Origin of the sequence: Cellulophaga sp. F20128, from assembly GCF_023015805.1 — a bacterium.
Taxonomy (GTDB): Bacteria; Bacteroidota; Bacteroidia; order Flavobacteriales; family Flavobacteriaceae; genus Cellulophaga.
Genome location: NZ_JALKBA010000020.1, coordinates 19,582 through 35,670, shown reverse-complemented (window position 1 = coordinate 35,670; position 16,089 = coordinate 19,582). Strand labels below are relative to the sequence as shown.

Below are 16,089 nucleotides of genomic sequence, written 5' to 3'. Positions count from 1 at the left end.
GGCTAATTGTTTTGTTTTAGTTTATTTTTTAATAGTAATAATAAGGCAATGCCAAATGCAGCTATTAGAATGATGATATTCCAAGTAGTGTTATAGCCATTTTTAGCAATGGATTGCATCCCAAAATTGTGTGCAAAAATATGAGAAATTGAAAATGCAATACTGTAGAGTGCCATATATTCACCTTGGTTGCCTCTTTTTGAACGTTCCATAGCAAAAGCATTGGAAAATGGAAAAGCAATCATTTCACCGACGGTCATAAATAACATACCAATAATTAAAATACCTACCCAGGAAAATAGGTTTAAAACAATAAAACTTAGTCCTACTAATATAAGGCCGTAGAGTATATAGTTAATTTTAGAGATAGACTTGTTCTCCAAATATTTAATTAATGGCATCTCAAAGGCGAAAATTAAAAACCCATTCATAGCGAGTAATAAACCAATATGAAGTTCACTTAGATTAAAAATGGCATTGTAAAAAAGTGGAACTGTAGAAAAGTATTGTACAAAGCAAAACCCAAACAAAGTCATTGCTAGGATGAAAAGAAGATAGGTGGTGTCCTTATAAGCAGATTTTGGATTTTTGTTTTTAGTGGTATCCATTACCCTTGCTTTTTTAGGGTGTAGTGCAAATAAAAGCAGCGTACTTGCCAAAATACAGGTGCTACCGTCTACCCAAAACAAGCCTGTATATCCTATTGTTGATATAATAATACCCCCCAAAGCTGGACCAGCAGAAAAACCTAAGTTAATGGCAAGTCGTATAAGCGTTACTGATCTTGTTTTGTTTTCAGGTTTGCTATAGGCCATTAAGGCAACAAATGAAGCGGGCCTAAAACTATCAGCAACAATCATAAGTAGAAACACTCCTCCACATATGGAGTAATAGTTTTGTAGAAATTGTAATGCAATAAAAAGAACCCCGGTTGTAAACAAACTAAAGAACATCACCTTGTGGTAGCCAAAGACATCTGTTAATTTACCACCCAACCAGGAACCTATAAGTGAGCCAAATCCAAAACAAGACATAATGACCCCCACGTTTTCTAAGGTAAGTCCAATATCTTGCTTGAGGTAAAGAGATAAAAATGGGATTACCATAGTGCCAGCCCGGTTAATTAAAGTAATTAATGCAAGCCACCATACTTCTTTTGACAAACCCTTGAAGGAGTTGATATAATTAATGTATATTTTTTTCATTTTGGTGGTTATAAAAAAAGCCTGGCAAATTCGCCAGGCTTTTAAAATATAAGAATAAGATATTCAAATTTATATAGCACAGCCCTGGTCCCAATTTTTTAGGAAACATATAACTATGGTGTAAATTGATAATCTTTGCATTTGGTCTTTGTTGAAAACAAATTTAAGTAAAAATGTAATAAGTTGTACATTTGAAGCTGTAACTAGATTGAAATGATAATGAGTATAGGAAATACAATAAAGTATGGAATGTTGTTCTTTTTTTTGGTATTGCTAAGCTGTAACGGACAAAAAAAGTATCATTCGAATGAGAAAGAAATAACCAATGTTTCATCGGATAAACTAAGGAGTATTTTGGAGCACCAACAAGAGATGAATGAAGAGTTTAGAAACCCAGAAACATCACCTTTACCAGATAGATTTAGAAAGAATTTTGAAGGCTTAGATTTCTTTGCGCCAGATACTACCTATGTGGTTAGGGCTAAATTTGTACAAGCCTTAAATACAACGCCTTTTTTAATGCCTACAACAACAAATGTGACATCTGAATATATGCTTTTTGGAACGGTTCATTTTAAATTACAAGGCAATACATATACTTTGGAAGTGTATCAGAATCAAGAATTAATGCTTCAAGAAAAATACAAAGATTACCTGTTTTTACCTTTTTTAGATAATACCAATGGAAAGGAAACCTACGGAGGAGGTAGGTATATTGATTTGGCTATTCCTGAAGGCGATTTTATAGAAATTGATTTCAATAAGGCCTACAATCCGTATTGTGCTTATAACAAGAAATTTTCTTGCCCAATCGTTCCGGCTGTAAATACCTTAAATATGGAGGTTAACGCAGGGGTTAAAGCTTTTAAGAAATAACAAAAGGAGCCTAGTAATTAAACTAGACTCCCTTCTACAATCAAACTTTGAGTTAAGTTTTTTAAAAATTTTTATAGTTTTTTAAAAAGAGTAGATTGCAGCTATTAAGAATGATGACAAGTTTTTTGTAGGAGATAAATCATTGTCAAAATAAATTTCTTCAGAACCATTATCTAAGCGTAATTCTGGTTTAATTGTTAAATTTTCTACACTATAGCTCGCAGTTAATGTTGCGGCAAAAATACTTGGGTTATCTGTAAAAGCATCTGAGTGTCGTGTAAAATATTCCCCTCTAACACCTAAAGTAAAACTTTCTGAAGTTGCTAATTGTGGGTATAGTGCCGCACCTGAAAATCCATCTCCATTATTATCTGCATAGGCAGCATTAATTCCTAGAAAGAAATCTTCAGTTAGGTCAAATCCACCCGTATAATCAACTTCAAATCCTAAATTCGCTTCGTTGTCATAATAAAAATTTAAGAATTGTCCTGAATACCCTAATTGGGCTCCTAAGGAGTACTCACCAGTTACGTTGCTATTTACATCTGTAACATTCATAAGGGCAAGCATCAAGCTAAAATCCTCAGACAAGGCAAAATCGGCCTTTAAACCTACATGTGAAAAAGGTCCGCTAGAGAATAAAAACGAAGTGCTATAGTTAAAATTTGCCGCAGGAGAAATCACTTCATATCCCAAATAGGTATTAAAACGACCTGCAGTAAGTGTGGTTCCTTCAGAGACATTCCAATAGGCGTATAATTGATTTAAATTAAAGCCACCTGTAGCAGCATTCCCTCTTGGGCCAAAGGTTACATCAGCAACAACTCCTGTTTTTGTGCCTTCATAACTTGCAATAAAATTTGCCATCCCTAAGGCAAAACCTGTTTCATCTGCAAACGAACTTCCTGGACTCTGAAATCCGTTATCCGTTGCAAATATAGCTCTGTCAGATGAGGATAGGTTGGTTTTGTAATACGCATCAACGGTTCCGCTAATGGAAACTTTTTTTTCTTCCTCTTCTTGAGCAAAAATTAAAGTTGTAGCTAACATCAAAATTGAAAATGATATTTTTTTTAAGTAATTTGGTGCTGTTTTAATTTTCATGTGAAATAAGTTAATGTCCCTGTTAAAGGGCTTTGTTATAAATTTGTTTGTGTGTAGTTAAAACGATTTTGTAACGGAGCGTTTGGCAGAACGCTCCGTTTGTATTTTGTTTTTTCTTAATGTTGATTCATTCTAAAATCAGGATAGGCATCCATTCCGTGTTCATGAAGATCTAAGCCATCCAATTCTTCTGTTTTGTCAACTCTAATTCCTTTTGTCTTTTTAATTATAATTAAAATAAGAAAGGCAGATAAACAGCAGAAAACTCCTGTTGCAGCAATACCAGTGAATTGGTATAAGATTTGATCTAACCCTGCCTTGGCTCCAAAAATACCAACAGCTAAGGTTCCCCAAATACCACAAATTAAATGCACTGCGATAGCTCCAACTGGATCATCTAATTTTATTTTATCAATAAATGCCACGGCCAATACAATAATGAGTCCAGCAATAAATCCGATTGCGATGGCTTCTGTAGGAGACATAAGATCTGCTCCAGCAGTAATACCAACTAATCCTCCAAGGATACCGTTTAAAAACATAGTTAAATCATAGTTTTTATACAATAGGGTAGATAGGAAGAAAGCACCAATACCACCAGCGGCAGCTGCCAAACTAGTTGTAACCAATACCAAAGATGTTCCTTCTGGGTCTGCCGATAATACGGAGCCACCATTAAATCCAAACCAACCTAGCCAAAGAATTAGAACTCCTGCTGTTGCTAATGGAATGTTGTGTCCAGGAATCGCATTTGCTTTTCCTTCTTCATCAAATTTTCCTATTCTTGGACCCAATAGATATACGGCAATTAAGGCAGCCCAACCACCTACAGAATGAACTAGGGTAGAACCTGCAAAATCATGAAATCCTCCATCTTCTCCACCTAGAGTTGATAAAAAACCACCACCCCATTGCCAAGAACCTACAATAGGATAGATTAGGCCTACATAAATAATGGTAAAGATCATAAATGGTCCAATTTTGATACGCTCAGCTACAGCCCCTGAAACTATTGTTGCTGCAGTAGCGGCAAACATACCTTGGAATAAGAAATCAGTCCAGTAAGTATATCCTCCATCCGCATAAGCTGCTGTCATTCCGTCTACTCCTGGATCTAATCCAAAGCCAGCGAAACCTAAGAATCCGTTAAAATCTCCTGGATACATTAGGTTAAAACCACCTAAGTAATAGAGCAGTAAGCCCGTGCAGATAATAAATACATTTTTAAATAAAATATTAATGGTGTTTTTTTGTCGGGTAAGCCCTATTTCTAAAAGTGAGAATCCTAAGTGCATAAAAAAGACTAATGCAGTACAGATCATCATCCATACATTGTTAGCTGTAAATAATCCTGCTTCCATATTTTTTGTTTTAGTTAAATTGTTGGTTAGTTTATTCCTGCGTTTCCGTTTTCTTTGGTTCTAATACGGTAAGCTTCGATTACCTCAGAGACAAATATTTTTCCATCTCCAACACCACCGGTATAAGCGGAGTCTAAAATTGTCTGTATTGTTTTTTCTAAAAACTCATCAGAAATTACTATAGACAAATACCTTCTTTGAATGTCTGTGGTACTATAGGAGATGCCTCGGTATACGTGACCTTGTTTCTCGTTACCTACACCTGTTACATCCCAGTAACTAAAAAAGTTAACCTCAATATTGTGCAGCGCTTTTTTAACGTCGTCAAATTGAGATTTTCTAATAATTGCTTCAATTTTTTTCATATTAGTTTGATTTTTATGGGGTAAATGTATTTAAATATGTTTTACACCCCATAAATAATAGGGTTTAAATTGAATAATTTATTATATTAATAAAATGACCCCTATAAAAATAGGGGTATCAATTTTTAAATAAGGTGTTTTTTGATAATTCACCATTGATAAATTACCGTATTTAAAAAAATATAAGCGAAAGTGCAGCTGTTTCGTATAAAGGATGTAGTTGATTTGCGGGAAGGCTAACGCCACCCTGGGTAGGTGTGAGAAACAAAAAAAGGTATGTCCTTGTTATAGTGTTATCCTATTAGAAAAGTGTGTAGTTGTTGTGTGGTGTAGTAAAATGAATAAAAATAGAAATACTACGCTTGTTAAAAGGTTTTAGATAGCCATAGCCCTGCCATAATAGCGATAATTCCAGTGGCAATGCTTAGGATGGTGTACATTGCAAAATTGATGAGGTCTCCGTTTTTTAAGAGTGAATAATTTTCAAACGCGAAAGTAGAGAAGGTGGTAAAGCCACCACAAAAGCCTACGGCTAAAAATAAAATCTGATTTTGAGTGAAATAATTATTTTTTAGGGTGAGCCCTAAAATTAGCCCTATGAGTAAACTGCCAACAATGTTTACTATAAAGGTGCCTAAATAAAAAGATTGAAAGGTAGGGTTTAGAGTTTTGCTGATAAGAAAACGTAATACGCTACCTATGCCGCCCCCTAAGAAAACAAATAACAGTTGTTTCATACGCTAAAGGTATAAAACTAAATTGCTTTTTTATACTCTGTGGAGAGTAATTCTATTTCGTAAATTCTTGGAAGTGTTTGTGGTTTGCTATTTTTAGCAGCTTTTTTACTTTTAACACTTGAGCGGTTAACGCTAAACATTAAAAGTACTGCATTTATTAGAACCAAAATAAATAATATGTTAAGGAAAGTAGTCATTTAACGGCTTTTATTATCTTTATAACGCAAAAATAAGTCTTTTCTTACATTATAACGACAGAAGTAACATTTTTGTTGTGTGTTGCTTGGTTTTTGTTGTGAATGGTAGAAAAGTGTTAACTTTTCAAAAGATGCTTAATAATAAAGAGCGAAATAATGAAGATTGCAAAGGTAATGGCTACCCATTTCACACCAGAATAGTTTTTTAAATGCAGTCCCTTATCTTTTTTGTAAGTGATAAAGATAATTGCGGCAAATGCTACTACAAAAAGTCCGGCAAATATTAATTGTCCGTTGCTAAACATATTTCTATTTTTGTGCAAAATTAACGTAAATAAATTCAAATGAAAAATAAACTTAAGGCAGTTGAGTTATTTCATAAATCTTTTGGAGCTGGGGTTTCAGAAGAGTTAAAAGCAGATTTAGGCAAACAAAGAAATGCGTTGCGCTTTAATCTTATGGATGAAGAGAATAAGGAATATTTAGAGGCTGCCAATAGCAACGATATGGTTGAAGTTGCAGATGCTTTGGGTGATATGTTGTATATTTTGTGTGGTACAATTTTAGAACACGGAATGCAATATAAGATAGAAGAAGTGTTTAATGAGATACAGCGTAGTAATATGAGTAAGTTGGGGGCTGATGGGAAACCCGTATATCGCGAAGATGGTAAGATTTTAAAGGGCCCAACCTATTTTAAGCCGAATATTAGTACCATTCTTAAAAACTAAAAAAGTGCCTTTTTAGGCACTTTTTTTTTAACATTTTTATACTTTAAAACGCCAGCCAAACTTATCTTCGGCTTTGTTGTATTGTATGTTTGTGATACGATTCTTTAGTAAAGAAGCATAGGTATTGTCTAGTTTAGGAATGGTATAGTCTTTGTTTCTGTAACCAAATCCGGAAATAGGTGAAATTACGGCTGCAGTTCCTGCGCCAAACATTTCTTTTAAACTGCCATCATTGGCAGCAGCTACTAACTCCTTTACAGCAATCTTACGAACTTCGGTTTGAATGCCTTCGTCTTTCGCTATTTCTAAAATGCTTTTACGTGTAATACCATCAAGAATTCGATCACTTGTAGGGCAAGTAATTAAGGTGTCATTAATACGTATAAAAACGTTCATTGCACCTGCCTCCTCAATGTATTCGTGTGTATTGTCATCTGTCCAAATTACTTGTTGATATCCTTTGTCGTTTGCTAATTTGGTTGGATAAAACTGACCGGCATAGTTACCGCCTGCCTTTGCAAAACCAACACCGCCATTAGCAGACCGGGAATATTTTTCTTCAATAAGAACCTTTACGTCTCCAGAAAAATAAGCGCCAGATGGTGCACCACAAATGATAAACTTGTACTCATCTGCAGGAGAGGCGTGAAAACCTCTGCCTGAAGCAAAAATAAAAGGCCTAATGTATAAGGAACTTTCTGCAACTTGCGGAATCCAATCGCTATCCGTTTTTAATAATGCTTTTAAACCCTCCATAAAATAACTCTCAGGTATTTCTGGAATGGCCAATCTTTGTGCAGATATGTTTAAGCGTTTATGGTTATCCAAAGGACGAAACAACCACATGGTATCGTTCTCATCTTTATACGCTTTCATACCTTCAAAAATGGATTGTCCGTAATGAAATATTTTTGCGGAAGGATCTAAGGATATCGGCTGATATGGCACAACTTTAGGAGTTTCCCAAGCCCCATTTTTATAATCACAGACCAGCATATGATCCATATAAATGCTTCCAAAAGAAAGATTGTTGAAATCAACATCGTTTATTTTAGTGTGTTTTGTTTTCTCAACACTAATTTGGTTCATTGTAATATTCATTATATATGATGATTTAAGGTCATAAAATTAATCAATTATCACTACTAGTGCTTCTTTTTTAAATTAAAAATGTTCAAATTTGTATTTTATTAATAAATTTTAGTAGATATGAAAAGTTTTAACATTTTGCTTGTGGTTCTCTTAGTTTCAATGGCTTGTAAGACTGACAAAAATAAGGCTTCAGATATAGAATCAATTTCCGAGGAGTCTAAAACTACTCTAGTTGCAGAAAAAAGTTCTTTTTTTGGTATGGAAATTACAGATAAAAACGCTAAAAAGACAGCTGAGATGTCAAGCTTGTACCATTCCATCGCTCCGGCAGATACAATTGCGACCAAATTTACAGGGAAGGTACTGGCTGTTTGTCCGTCTAAAGGCTGTTGGATGCGTTTGGATTTAGGAAATGGAGAAGAAGCAATGGTGAAGTTTAAGGACTATGGCTTTTTTGTGCCTAAAGATATAGCGGGAAAAGAAGTAGTTGTAAATGGGTTGGCATTTGTTGAAGAGATGACTGTAGATGAACAACAGCATTATGCTGAGGATGCCGGTAAATCGAAAGAGGAAATAGCGCAAATTACGCTACCTAAAAAAACGTATCGGTTTGATGCTGATGGCGTTATTTTGAAAAACTAATTTTGAAGCGTAAAATAATAACCACCGCAGATGGTTCTAAAACCATTCAAATAGAAGAGTGGAATGAACAATACCATTCCAAACACGGTGCGATACAAGAGGCGTATCACGTATTTATAAAGCACGGATTAACCTTGTTTAATTCGTCTGAAATTGCAATTTTAGAAATTGGGTTTGGCACAGGTCTAAATGCCCTAATTACTACCTTAGAAGCGCCAAAACATAAGCTTGCAATTCGGTATACAGGTATTGAAGCCTATCCGGTAGCAGCGGAAGAAGTTTCGCAATTAAATTATATAGAGCAGCTAAATGCTCCTCAGGCAAAGGTAGATTTTGAAAAAATGCATATGGCACCTTGGGAAACAAGGGTTGAAATTCTGCCAAATTTTACCTTACACAAAAAACAGCAAGATTTCTTGGAAATAAAAGCCGAGAATATGTACAATTTAATTTATTTTGACGCTTTTGGCGCCAGAGTGCAACCGGAGCTATGGACCGAGACTATTTTTGCCATAATGTACAAGGCGCTACAAAGTAATGGTGTTTTGGTTACTTATGCAGCCAAAGGCAGTGTGCGTAGGGCAATGTTGGCCGTTGGTTTTACCGTAGAGCGCTTGCCAGGTCCTCCAGGAAAAAGAGAAATGCTAAGGGCAACCAAGTCATAATGTAAAAATTACCATAAAGTTTAGTGACATTTTGACATTTTTAAAGAAATGGCAGTACTTTTGCCATCTTTTAAAATCAAGATATTAAATGCTAGCATAAATGAGTAAAAAAGATAAAGCGGAAGAAGTAGCACAAGACGAAATGATAAATAAGGCTGCTGAAGAAGTTCAGAATGAAACAGAAACTGGGGCAGAAGATACTCCAGAAGTATCTGTTGAAGAGCAATTGCAAGAAGATTTGTCTAAAGAAAAGGATAAGTTTTTACGCCTGTTTGCTGAGTTTGAAAATTATAAAAAAAGAACTTCTAAGGAGCGTATGGACTTGTTTAAAACGGCAGGCCAAGAAATAATTATATCCATGTTGCCAGTTATGGACGATTTTGATCGTGCTATGAAAGAAATTTCTAAGTCAGATGATAAGGAATTGGTTACTGGTGTAGAATTGATTCAAAACAAGTTCAAAGAAACTTTAAAAAACAAGGGTTTACAAGAAATAGCTGTGGCACAAGGAGATGTGTTTAATGCAGATGTACATGAGGCTATTACGCAAATACCTGCCCCAGATGAGAGTCTAAAAGGCAAGATCGTAGATGTGATTGAGAAGGGGTTTACTTTAGGAGATAAAATTATTCGCCATCCAAAAGTAGTGGTTGGGAACTAAAAGAAAGCAATGAAAGAGGATTTTTACAGCATATTAAGCATTACTAAAAATGCAACTGCAGCAGAAATAAAAAAAGCATATCGTAAAAAAGCGATTGAACATCATCCTGACAAAAACCCTGGAGATTCCAAGGCTGAAGAAATGTTTAAGAAAGCTGCGGAAGCTTATGAGGTTTTAAGTGATGCTGATAAGAAAGCGCGCTACGACCAGTATGGGCACGCTGCTTTTGAAGGTGGAGCCGGAGCCGGTGGTTTTGGTGGTGGAGGTATGAATATGGATGATATCTTTAGTCAGTTTGGAGATATTTTTGGCGGAGGCTTTAGTGGTTTTGGAGGTTTCGGCGGTGGCGGTCAGCGTAGAGTAAAGGGTTCTAATCTTAGAATTAGAGTGAAACTTACTTTGGATGAGATCGCAAATGGCGTAGAAAAGAGAGTGAAGGTAAAGCGTAAAATACAGGCAGATGGGGTTACCTATAATACCTGTACAACATGTCATGGTTCTGGCCAAGTAACTAAAATTGCAAATACAATTTTAGGAAGAATGCAAACGTCTGCAACCTGCGGTACCTGTGGTGGAGCCGGACAAATTATTGATAAAAAACCTGCTGGCGCAGATGCCCAGGGATTAATAGCAAAAGAAGAAACGGTATCCATTAAAATACCTGGAGGGGTAGAAGATGGTATGCAATTAAAAGTACAAGGAAAAGGGAATAGTGCGCCAGGTAACGGTGTTGCAGGTGACCTAATTGTGCTTATTGAAACAGAAGAACATGCGACCCTTAAAAGAGAAGGTGACAACTTGCATTACGACTTGTATATTAGTATTTCCGAAGCAATTTTAGGAACTTCTAAAGAAATAGATGCAGTAGGAGGTAAGGTTCGTATAAAACTAGAAGAAGGTATACAATCTGGTAAAATATTGCGATTAAGAGGTAAGGGAATCACAAGTTTAAATGGTTATGGAAGTGGAGACCTATTGGTGCATGTTAATGTTTGGACACCAAAAGAATTGACCAAGGAGCAACGCGAATTTTTTGAACGCATGAGCGATCATGAAAATTTTGTGCCTCAACCAGAAAAATCGGATAAGTCTTTTTTTGAAAAGGTAAAAGATATGTTCTCATAAGTTTACTAATATTGAACAGGGTTTATGCCCTGTTCATTTTTTTTCCCATCCTTGTGCAAATAAGGGTGGGTTTTATTTTTATATAATTCCATTTCTATATCTTTGAAAAAATTGTAAAAAATGAATTCTATTTTGGCCGCTAAAGGTGTTTCTAAAAAATTTGGAGACTATACAGCTCTAAATAATGTTACTTTAGAAATTCCTAAGAATTGTATCTACGGTTTGTTAGGGCCCAATGGAGCAGGAAAAACTACACTGATTCGTATTATTAATCAAATAGCTTACCCAGATTCTGGAGCTGTGTATTTTGATGGTGAATTACTAAAACCAGAACATATTGCCAATATAGGGTATTTACCGGAAGAAAGAGGGTTGTATAAAAGTATGAAAGTAGGGGAGCAAGCACTTTATTTAGCACAACTCAAGGGACTTTCAAAAGCAGAAGCCACAAAACGATTAAAATATTGGTTTGATAAACTCGATATTGGGGATTGGTGGAACAAAAAAGTACAAGAACTATCCAAGGGGATGGCACAAAAAATACAATTTGTCGTAACCGTTCTCCATCAGCCTAAATTATTAATTTTTGATGAGCCTTTTAGTGGCTTTGATCCTATAAATGCCAATTTAATTAAAGATGAAATTCTTCAACTTAAAGAAGAAGGTGCTTCTATTATTTTTTCAACGCATAGAATGGAATCTGTGGAAGAATTGTGCGAGTATATAGCATTAATTCATCAATCAGAAAAAATCTTAGACGGTAGATTGTCAGACATTAAAAAAGAGTATAAGAACAATATATTTAATGTGGGATTACAGGTCGCTGAAGAAAACGGAATTCTACATAAGTTAGAAGAAACCCATAAAATATGGTCGCCTAATTATTTGGCAGCTGATCAACAATTAGAATTTAAAATTCAATTGCCATCCAATGATACCAGTGCCTTATTGTCGTATTTAGCAGAAAAGGGAAAAGTAAATCATTTTGTAGAAACGATACCTTCAGCGAATGATATCTTTATACAAACCGTAAATAGCAAAACAATCTCGTGAGTAAATTAACCTTAATTATAAAAAGAGAATATTTAGCGAAAGTAAAGAACAAATCATTTGTAATTATGACTTTTTTAAGTCCAATTATAATGGTAGGTATGATTGCTTTGGTAGTTTATTTAGCGATGCTAAACGATGGCGATAAAAAAACAATTGCCGTATTAAATGAGGGTAATTATTTTACAGAAGATTTTTATGCCAGCCCAAGTGCTTCTTATGTAAAATTGTCTCATTTAAGTCTAGAGGAGGCAAAGGATTCTACGGAGCGTTTGGGGTATTATGGATTGCTACATATTCCCAATGGAGCCAATATGGAAGTTTCGGCTAAAAATGCTTATTTTTTTTCTAAGGAATCTCCTAGTGATGGGTTTTTAGATGATTTAGAAGCGGTCTTTCAAAACAGATTAAAACAAAAAAGATTGGAAAGCCTAGGGGTTTCTGAAATGGATTATACCGCAATTAATAAAGATTTCTCTATTCATACCTCTACTTTTGAAGGGAAAAAAAACCTTAAAGGTTTAAATGAAATAAACGCTATAGTTGGTGGTGCGTTTGGCTATTTAATAATGATGTTTATTATTATCTACGGTAGTTTTGTTATGCGTAGTGTTATTGAAGAGAAAACAAGTAGGGTTATTGAAGTGATTATTTCATCGGTGAAACCCTTTCAGTTAATGATGGGCAAAATTATAGGAACATCATTAGCGGGTATTACCCAATTTATTATTTGGGTAATTTCTGCGTCCGTCTTATTTGGTATTGTTTTTCTTGCTTTCGATTTGGATTTTATGGCGCTTCAAAACAACGAGAACCTGCCCCAAGCACAAGCCTTAAAAATGGCAAATAGTTCAATGACTAATGATATTCAGCAATATGCCGATATATTTTTACAAATACCATGGCTCTCACTTTTTGTATTTTTCTTAGTGTATTTTGTGTTGGGCTATTTAATTTATAGCTCTATTTATGCAGCTATTGGTGCAGCTGTAGATAATGAAACCGATACGCAGCAGTTTATGTTGCCCGTAATATCGCCCTTAATGTTAGCTATTTATGTTGGCTTTATATCAGTGTTTAGCAATCCACATGGTCCAGTTGCTGTTGGTTTTTCACTGTTCCCATTAACTTCACCTATAGTAATGTTAATGCGACTCTCCTCTGGAATTGGAGAAGGGGGAGTGCCTGTTTGGCAATTGATCTTATCTATTGTATTGTTAATTGCTACTTTTTTTGCTATCGTTTGGCTCGCGGCAAAAATTTATAGAATTGGAATTTTAATGTATGGGAAAAAACCGACTTATAAAGATTTGTATAAATGGTTAAAATATTAAAATGGATAGGGTAAAAGAAATAGTAAGTTTATTCCAGGAGTTTTTAACTTATAAATTAATAGACGGAAAAAACGTAGATATAAGTGTAGCTACCTTAGCTAGCATTGTCATTGTACTTATTGCCGTTACTTTTATTTTAAGACTAATTTCTAAGGTAATGGTTAAAAAACTGCCTGTAGATGATAAAAACAAGTTTCTTAGTCTATTTGGCTTTTTAAAATACTTTCTATACATACTGTCCATAATAACTATTTTACATTCATCTGGGGTAGATCTTACGGTCTTGCTAACCGCTTCTGCAGCCTTGTTTGTGGGTTTGGGGTTTGCGTTGCAATATCTATTTCAGGATATAATTTCGGGAATATTGATTATTTTGGACCAGTCGTTACATATAGGAGATATTATTGAGATAGATGGAAAGGTGGGGCGAGTTTTTGAAACGCGATTGCGTACCACTAGAGCTTTAACAAGAGATGATAAAGTAATTGTTATTCCCAATCATAAGTTTCTAACAGACACAATTTACAATTATACTCAAAATCATAAGACAACAAGGGAATCGGTTAAGATAGGAGTGGCATATGGTAGTGATGTGCAATTGGTAACCAAACTTTTGTTGGAGATTGTCCTTAGCCAAAAAGGTATTTTAAAGAGCCCAAAGCCGTTTGTATTGTTTGAAGATTTTGGAGATTCGGCGCTCATGTTTTCGGTAAATTATTTTACCAATGATAGTTATGGTGACCCCAGAATTAAGAGCGACTTAAGGTATTTAATAGACGCTTCCTTCAGAAATAACAATATATCAATACCTTTTCCACAGCGAGATATTCATATTATAGGGCAAAATAGATCATGATAATTTTATTGGCTTTTATTCGTTAAATTACTATGAAAAAATTCTTGGGGTTTGGTTTATTGCTAGTGGCCTATTTTGGATTTTCACAAAGTTCAGATTTAGTTCGGTTAGAATATACTGTTTTGCCCGAAGGGGAGTCTGCCAGAAAAACTTCTAGATATCGGTTTTTGGTAAACGTACCCTTTAAATTAAGCAAAAAAGACTATTTGGTTACTGGGGCAGAATATAGTATTATAGATTTTAATAACGATAGTATACATCCGTTTGATGATCGGGAATTACAGAAATTTCGAATTGTAGATTTTAATTTAGGGTATGTACGTAGGTTTAATGAAGCCTGGACCTTTGTGGGTGTAGTAACCCCAAGATTGGCCTCAAATTTTGTGGATGGGATAGTAAAGGAAGATTTTAAACTTAATTTTTCTGCCTTAAGTATTAGGGTAAATAAGGACGCAGACATACCAACACGGTTAATTTTAGGATTGTCATACAACAGTGCCACTGGTTTTCCGCTTCCTTTGCCTATAGTTAGTTATTATAAAAAATTTCACCCCAATTGGTCGTATATGGTTGGTGTGCCACGAATGGAATTTAAATACCATTATAGGGAAAGGCATACTTTTAAAACGGCATTGTTTTTGGATGGTTACTTTGTAAATATACAGAACGATATTCTTTTGCCTGATAATGATTTAGGTTCAGGGCTTTCACTTTCTGTTGTTGTTGGTGGCTTAGGGTATCAATACAATATCAATGAAAATATATCTTTTTACGGCTTGTTTGGATATACCCTTTCACAACAAGGTATATTGAGAAATGAAGAAAGAAAAAAAGTTTATTCGTTATATAACGATGGAAATGTATATTTTAAAACTGGATTTAAAATAGGAATTTTTTAAAGCACACTTATGTCAAAAATATTAGTAATAGAAGATGAATCTGCAATACGTAGGGTTTTGGTGAAAATCTTGTCAGAAGAAAACGAAACCTATAGTGTTGAAGATGCAGAAGATGGATTAAAGGGGCTTGAAGCCATTAAGAAAAATGATTATGACTTAGTGCTTTGTGATATAAAAATGCCTAAAATGGATGGTGTTGAAGTATTAGAAGCTGCACGAAAAATTAAACCAGAGATACCTTTTATCATGATTTCTGGTCACGGAGATTTAGATACCGCTGTAAATACAATGCGTATGGGGGCTTTTGATTATATTTCAAAACCACCAGATTTAAATAGGTTATTAACAACCGTACGTAATGCCTTAGATCGCAAAGAGCTTGTAGTAGAGAACACCATCTTAAAAAAGAAGGTGAGTAAAAACTACCAAATGATAGGAGAAAGTGATGAGATTTCTATGATTAAGGATATGATAGAAAAAGTGGCTCCTACAGATGCAAGGGTATTAATTACCGGATCTAACGGTACTGGGAAAGAATTAGTAGCGCATTGGCTGCATGAAAAAAGCCCACGTAGCAAAGCACCATTTATTGAAGTAAACTGTGCTGCAATACCTTCAGAATTAATAGAGAGTGAGCTTTTTGGTCATGTAAAAGGAGCATTTACATCTGCCATTAAAGACAGAGCAGGAAAGTTTGAAGCAGCAAATAAGGGTACAATATTTTTAGATGAAATTGGAGATATGAGTCTTTCTGCCCAAGCAAAAGTATTACGTGCTTTACAGGAAAGTAAAATTTCCCGGGTAGGTACGGATAAGGATATCAAAGTAGATGTAAGGGTTATAGCTGCCACCAATAAAGATTTAAAAAAGGAGATTAGTGAAGGTAATTTTCGTGAGGATTTATACCACAGATTAGCGGTAATCCTAATAAAAGTTCCCGCTTTAAATGATAGAAGGGATGATATTCCTTTGTTGATAGCCTATTTTTCAGATAAGATTGCGCACGAACATGGAACAGCTAAAAAAGTTTTTTCAGAAAAAGCAATTAGCTTGTTAAAAGGATACGATTGGACTGGGAATATTAGAGAGCTTCGTAATGTTGTGGAGCGCTTAATTATTCTTGGAGGTCAAGAAGTCACGGAAGAAGATGTAAAACTATTTGCCAGTAAATAAAACCTTAGTTGAACCC

Annotated in this window: 17 protein-coding genes; 11 read left to right on the top strand and 6 right to left on the bottom strand. The window is 35.0% G+C overall.

Translation table 11 applies throughout. The annotated features are described in order from the left end of the window. Positions 1 to 2: 2 nt before the first annotated feature. Positions 3 to 1,205 (bottom strand): MFS transporter, encoded by a 1,203-nt coding sequence (locus MWU65_RS15050; protein ID WP_247079276.1) that lies wholly within the window; start codon positions 1,203 to 1,205, stop codon positions 3 to 5. A gap of 219 nt (positions 1,206 to 1,424) precedes the next feature. On the opposite strand from MWU65_RS15050, the gene MWU65_RS15045 reads away from it, so the two are divergent. Further along, positions 1,425 to 2,081, top strand: coding sequence for a DUF1684 domain-containing protein (locus tag MWU65_RS15045; protein ID WP_247079274.1), 657 nt, complete (start codon positions 1,425 to 1,427; stop codon positions 2,079 to 2,081). An 81-nt stretch (positions 2,082 to 2,162) separates the two neighbouring features. On the opposite strand, the gene MWU65_RS15040 is transcribed toward MWU65_RS15045, so the two are convergent. From MWU65_RS15040 to crcB, 4 genes are all read right to left on the bottom strand, one after another. Then, positions 2,163 to 3,185 (bottom strand): outer membrane beta-barrel protein, encoded by a 1,023-nt coding sequence (locus tag MWU65_RS15040; RefSeq protein ID WP_247079272.1) that lies wholly within the window; start codon positions 3,183 to 3,185, stop codon positions 2,163 to 2,165. A gap of 116 nt (positions 3,186 to 3,301) precedes the next feature. Continuing rightward, the gene (amt, locus tag MWU65_RS15035) at positions 3,302 to 4,546 is read right to left on the bottom strand and encodes an ammonium transporter (protein ID WP_247079270.1); all 1,245 of its coding nucleotides are present in this window, start codon (positions 4,544 to 4,546) and stop codon (positions 3,302 to 3,304) included. A gap of 26 nt (positions 4,547 to 4,572) precedes the next feature. Further along, positions 4,573 to 4,911 (bottom strand): P-II family nitrogen regulator, encoded by a 339-nt coding sequence (locus tag MWU65_RS15030; protein WP_247079268.1) that lies wholly within the window; start codon positions 4,909 to 4,911, stop codon positions 4,573 to 4,575. Between the two features lie 365 nt (positions 4,912 to 5,276). Beyond that, a complete protein-coding gene (gene crcB, locus MWU65_RS15025) occupies positions 5,277 to 5,648 on the bottom strand; it encodes a fluoride efflux transporter CrcB (RefSeq protein ID WP_247079266.1) in 372 nt (123 codons plus the stop codon). Positions 5,649 to 6,189: 541 nt separating this feature from the next. On the opposite strand from crcB, the gene MWU65_RS15015 reads away from it, so the two are divergent. Next, complete coding sequence (locus MWU65_RS15015) at positions 6,190 to 6,576, top strand: nucleoside triphosphate pyrophosphohydrolase family protein (protein ID WP_247079262.1); 387 nt, start codon at positions 6,190 to 6,192, stop codon at positions 6,574 to 6,576. A 36-nt stretch (positions 6,577 to 6,612) separates the two neighbouring features. On the opposite strand, the gene MWU65_RS15010 is transcribed toward MWU65_RS15015, so the two are convergent. Beyond that, positions 6,613 to 7,677 carry a branched-chain amino acid aminotransferase gene (locus tag MWU65_RS15010; RefSeq protein ID WP_247079260.1) on the bottom strand — a complete coding sequence of 355 codons (1,065 nt, stop codon included), beginning with the start codon at positions 7,675 to 7,677 and terminating at the stop codon, positions 6,613 to 6,615. 108 nt (positions 7,678 to 7,785) lie between these two features. On the opposite strand from MWU65_RS15010, the gene MWU65_RS15005 reads away from it, so the two are divergent. The 9 genes from MWU65_RS15005 (at position 7,786) to MWU65_RS14965 (ending at position 16,073) form a co-directional block, all read left to right on the top strand. Continuing rightward, complete coding sequence (locus MWU65_RS15005) at positions 7,786 to 8,310, top strand: DUF4920 domain-containing protein (protein WP_247079259.1); 525 nt, start codon at positions 7,786 to 7,788, stop codon at positions 8,308 to 8,310. A 2-nt stretch (positions 8,311 to 8,312) separates the two neighbouring features. Continuing rightward, on the top strand, positions 8,313 to 8,975 hold the full coding sequence (gene mnmD / locus MWU65_RS15000; RefSeq protein WP_247079256.1) for a tRNA (5-methylaminomethyl-2-thiouridine)(34)-methyltransferase MnmD: 663 nt from the start codon (positions 8,313 to 8,315) through the stop codon (positions 8,973 to 8,975). Between the two features lie 100 nt (positions 8,976 to 9,075). Further along, positions 9,076 to 9,636, top strand: a complete 561-nt coding sequence (locus MWU65_RS14995) for a nucleotide exchange factor GrpE (protein ID WP_247079254.1) — start codon at positions 9,076 to 9,078, stop codon at positions 9,634 to 9,636. Between the two features lie 9 nt (positions 9,637 to 9,645). Then, positions 9,646 to 10,761, top strand: coding sequence for a molecular chaperone DnaJ (dnaJ, locus tag MWU65_RS14990; protein WP_247079252.1), 1,116 nt, complete (start codon positions 9,646 to 9,648; stop codon positions 10,759 to 10,761). 120 nt (positions 10,762 to 10,881) lie between these two features. Then, complete coding sequence (locus MWU65_RS14985; protein WP_247079250.1) at positions 10,882 to 11,814, top strand: ATP-binding cassette domain-containing protein; 933 nt, start codon at positions 10,882 to 10,884, stop codon at positions 11,812 to 11,814. After that, positions 11,811 to 13,145 carry an ABC transporter permease gene (locus tag MWU65_RS14980; protein WP_247079247.1) on the top strand — a complete coding sequence of 445 codons (1,335 nt, stop codon included), beginning with the start codon at positions 11,811 to 11,813 and terminating at the stop codon, positions 13,143 to 13,145. The genes MWU65_RS14985 and MWU65_RS14980 overlap by 4 nt, the downstream gene beginning before the upstream one ends. A gap of 1 nt (position 13,146) precedes the next feature. Next, positions 13,147 to 14,001 carry a mechanosensitive ion channel domain-containing protein gene (locus tag MWU65_RS14975; protein WP_247079246.1) on the top strand — a complete coding sequence of 285 codons (855 nt, stop codon included), beginning with the start codon at positions 13,147 to 13,149 and terminating at the stop codon, positions 13,999 to 14,001. A gap of 32 nt (positions 14,002 to 14,033) precedes the next feature. Beyond that, on the top strand, positions 14,034 to 14,900 hold the full coding sequence (locus tag MWU65_RS14970; protein ID WP_247079245.1) for a DUF6268 family outer membrane beta-barrel protein: 867 nt from the start codon (positions 14,034 to 14,036) through the stop codon (positions 14,898 to 14,900). Between the two features lie 9 nt (positions 14,901 to 14,909). Continuing rightward, positions 14,910 to 16,073, top strand: a complete 1,164-nt coding sequence (locus tag MWU65_RS14965; protein WP_247079244.1) for a sigma-54 dependent transcriptional regulator — start codon at positions 14,910 to 14,912, stop codon at positions 16,071 to 16,073. The last annotated feature ends 16 nt before the right edge of the window (positions 16,074 to 16,089 follow it).